We start from the raw sequence: 3,482 nt of genomic DNA, 5'->3' as shown, positions 1-3,482 counted from the left end.
GTAGTCTCCAACGGTCTTGTTTTCCGCATGAGAATCATCAATTACATCAACACTTAGAATATTAGGGAAACCACTGTTAAAGCCTTCTCTCCACCCGTAGCTTGTCACGTTGATTACCGCACCAGGTTTGGCTTTATTCAAAATATCTCTTGTATCGAATTTCTGGAATAATAGATTCTCCGTATTCAAGTAACCCTCACCATCAGTAGTGACCATCATTAAATCATCAGCTGAATCAATAACCATCATACCTCTTTCATCAGTATTTAAACCAGGTTTAGCCTGCCAATCCTGAACCGTTACAACCTTACTCTCAACAGATGGAACTTCAAAATTCTGCCACCATAACACATGAGCACAACCAATACCAATAACCAGACAAATTATAAGAATAACAGTCCCAATAGTAGGTTTATCTTTTAATGCAAAGAATACCCATGCAATAACACCAATAATTAAAGGTACTGCAAAGTAACCTGCATAAATCAACATCCCCATAAACCAGTTTGGTGGAATAAAAGCAGACATCTATATAGCCCCCACATAGACTTTTAATTTAGGATCATCAGTTAAAATCTTACTATACAATCCAGCATATTCACTTCTTAACTGATTAGTCTTATCCCTTAATTCCTTAAAATCTTCAAGATATTTATCACCAGTATGTCTTTGAAGTATACTTAAATCCTCGTGGAATAAACTTAACTGGTCAATCTCAGTATCCATACTATCCAATGGATTAACCTCACTCATCTGAACAACTCCTCTTCGTCTTGAGTATCCTTGATTTTTAAGGTTTTCACAACATCACTACGTAATGCATCACAATCTGCTTTAATAGCATCCAAGTGTAAGAGGATTCTTCTTTTTTCCTCATTAATCCTTGTGATATTCTCATATGGATATAAGCATTCTTTCAACATTTCATATTCCACAGTTGTATAAGGGTAACTGTTTAATTGGTCGCATACTTGTTTTAGTACACGACCTAGGAATAAGTTCATTTCAACCTTGACTCTTTCCCTTATCATCTTGTCATCGTCAAGGTTTTCTTTCATTAATCTCACCACTTCAGCTTTCGCAAAGGGCAAATCTATTGATTCAGTTTCAATATTTTCAATCTCAGCTTTTTCTTCGGGCATAAATTTAAACCTCCAATTTAAATTTTTTTTATTATCTGATATTATTCTAGATAATCACGATAATCTTCATCCTCAACTTCTACATTGGCATTGAGTAATGCAATAGTATTCCAATATGCTAAGTATAATAATTTTGGATCTATATCCATGTAAGCACTAGTTAAATGTCCTGCCCTACCATTACCTGCCTCAACAACGTCACAAATGTGTTCTATTAAATCTATAAAGTTCACATCGGTTTTAAAATCTTCATTAACATGGTGACGTTCCTCGAAAATGTGCTTTTTATACCAAGGATTAGCTTTAAATTCATCATCAACAACTTTACTCATGCATAATGGACCATATTCTTCGTAGAAATTTTCACGTTTTGTGAAATCATGTAAAACTCCTGCTTCATGGATTTTTTCTGCAAAAAAATCCATACATTTACCCACATTTTCTATATGTGTTTCTGTTGCTTGTTTTAAATCTTCAATTGTGAAATCTTCCTCAGCCGTACGACTATCGGCATTTCTAGTATTTTGAATTTTAATTTTTTCACCCATCTATATTACCTCGTTGTAATCTTTTTCTTGTTTTAGTAAGTGGTCTCTTTGTTCTCTTAATCCTTCGAGTTTCTTTTCAATTCTATCTATGTCTTTTGCTGTTAGCAAGGGTCTTCCATCGTTTTCAATGGATTTGGTTTTGATGAGACTATCATCTCTAAGGATTTTCTCATAGTGAACAATGAGTCTTCTATAATTCTGTAATTCTTGATTGATAGGATTCATATTCTAGTCCTGTACAGTTTCTATGCCTTCAAGGGCTTTTATCATCATGTTTTTATTTTCTTCTGTCATTGGTGCAGCTTGCAATGTTATTGGTGGTTTTAATGCTTTTTTAATATCCTCTAATATTGCTGTTTGTTTCCTTTGCTCTTCGTAAATCATTTGTAATAATTCGTTTTGTGGAATTAACATATTTTTAATCCTCCATTGGTGGTTTGATTTTTTCTTTATATTTTTCTAGTTCTCGTTTAGGGTAGGCTTTACCTATTAGTTTTGCATTGGATTGGCTGAGTAAATGGTTACCCATATTTACCAGGCTATTGGCGAAGCCTACAACTTCAAATGGATTTGTTGTATCTAATCCTTTTATAATCGTTCCTAATTGAGTGTAGAATTCATCTAATTCTTTTGATGTGATGTATTCGATTTTCATAAATATTATTTCCTTTTGAGTCTTAATCGTGTGAATTCTTTTTCTATCATTGATTGTTCTTTTTCGAAGTCTTTATGCATGTGGCCTCCTAGTGTACCTGAACCGAGACCCCATCTTTGCTTCTCACTTAATTCATGTTTGTGATTATGGTACCAGCGGTGTGCTTTCATTCTTGATTGATGACCTCTTGCATCTTTTCGGCAGTTATCACCACAGTATTTTTCACTATGGTGTTGTTTTAGGAATGGTTTTCCACACCATGCACATACTCCTATGCGGGAGTCTTGTGATACTATTCTACGCCGGTGTTCCTCATAATACGCTTTTGAATTTATTGTCCTTCTAAATTCATCATCATCCCAGTTATTAATACCTTTAATTATACTAATAGCCATGTTCTGCTTCTTCTACCACCTTCTCTCTTTCGTTCATCCACTTAGTTACATTCCATGAAATATCTTCAAGATAATCCCTTACATGTACAGCTGCATCGATAGTTTTATAATATCCGAATGCTCTTGGTTTGCCCTCGATGTTTTTACGGATTAAATATTTACCTGTTGGTTTGTATTTGTAAATGTATCGAGTATTTTTTGTTGTGCGAGTGTCTTCCAGGCCATGTTCTTTTTTTATCTGATTTAATAAATCATAGAATCTATGGTATGGTATTTGATATTTTTTTAGGATATCGCTCCATAACATTTTTTTAGTGTAATAGTCTGTTTCGATTAATTTTTTCATATGTTCGTCTGTCGCTTGCTCTATCTCAAATATTGAGACTCCATCATCAAATAATCCTAGTTTGATTTCCGCATCCTCACGTGTAGGAGCATATGTTATGATTTCAAAATCATCATTAGAGATATGTTTTTTAATGAAGTATGAATCTTTAACATATTTCCCATACCTATGAGGTGTACGACGATAATTTGATGGTAATCCTAAGTCATGTTTAACTTCTAATAGTAACTTGGAGTATTCATCATGTGTTAAGTCTAGTTTTTTCTGTAGTTCTATTGAAGTTAAATTACTATAGAATAATCTTCTTAATTCATCTCGTTTTTCTTTGGGCATCATAATCATCATCTAAAAAAAAATATAAAAAAAATTTTTTTATGATTTTGGGAATAGGTAATT

Annotated in this window: 9 protein-coding genes; all 9 read right to left on the bottom strand. The window is 33.3% G+C overall.

Translation table 11 applies throughout. The features are described 5' to 3' along the window. On the bottom strand, positions 1 to 528 hold a 528-nt coding region (locus ACJROP_RS03365; protein ID WP_406534088.1), incomplete at its 3' end, for a hypothetical protein. Beyond that, on the bottom strand, positions 529 to 753 hold the full coding sequence (locus ACJROP_RS03360) for a hypothetical protein (RefSeq protein WP_406534087.1): 225 nt from the start codon (positions 751 to 753) through the stop codon (positions 529 to 531). Beyond that, positions 750 to 1,142, bottom strand: a complete 393-nt coding sequence (locus tag ACJROP_RS03355; RefSeq protein WP_406534086.1) for a hypothetical protein — start codon at positions 1,140 to 1,142, stop codon at positions 750 to 752. The genes ACJROP_RS03360 and ACJROP_RS03355 overlap by 4 nt, the downstream gene beginning before the upstream one ends. 41 nt (positions 1,143 to 1,183) lie before the next feature. After that, entirely contained in the window at positions 1,184 to 1,567 is a 384-nt protein-coding gene (locus ACJROP_RS03350) for a hypothetical protein (RefSeq protein ID WP_406534085.1), read from the bottom strand. Between the two features lie 123 nt (positions 1,568 to 1,690). Then, complete coding sequence (locus ACJROP_RS03345; RefSeq protein ID WP_406534084.1) at positions 1,691 to 1,915, bottom strand: hypothetical protein; 225 nt, start codon at positions 1,913 to 1,915, stop codon at positions 1,691 to 1,693. Positions 1,916 to 1,918: 3 nt separating this feature from the next. Further along, positions 1,919 to 2,104: a hypothetical protein gene (locus ACJROP_RS03340; protein WP_406534083.1), complete on the bottom strand. Its 186-nt coding sequence runs from the start codon at positions 2,102 to 2,104 to the stop codon at positions 1,919 to 1,921. A gap of 4 nt (positions 2,105 to 2,108) precedes the next feature. Next, on the bottom strand, positions 2,109 to 2,345 hold the full coding sequence (locus tag ACJROP_RS03335) for a hypothetical protein (protein ID WP_406534082.1): 237 nt from the start codon (positions 2,343 to 2,345) through the stop codon (positions 2,109 to 2,111). Positions 2,346 to 2,350: 5 nt separating this feature from the next. Next, the gene (locus tag ACJROP_RS03330; RefSeq protein WP_406534081.1) at positions 2,351 to 2,740 is read right to left on the bottom strand and encodes a hypothetical protein; all 390 of its coding nucleotides are present in this window, start codon (positions 2,738 to 2,740) and stop codon (positions 2,351 to 2,353) included. Then, positions 2,730 to 3,422, bottom strand: a complete 693-nt coding sequence (locus ACJROP_RS03325; protein ID WP_406534080.1) for a hypothetical protein — start codon at positions 3,420 to 3,422, stop codon at positions 2,730 to 2,732. Before ACJROP_RS03325 ends, ACJROP_RS03330 begins: the two co-directional genes overlap by 11 nt. Positions 3,423 to 3,482: the final 60 nt, after the last annotated feature.

Origin of the sequence: Methanobrevibacter sp., from assembly GCF_045220775.1 — an archaeon.
GTDB lineage: Archaea > Methanobacteriota > Methanobacteria > Methanobacteriales > Methanobacteriaceae > Methanocatella.
This window is presented reverse-complemented; position numbering and strand designations above follow the sequence as displayed.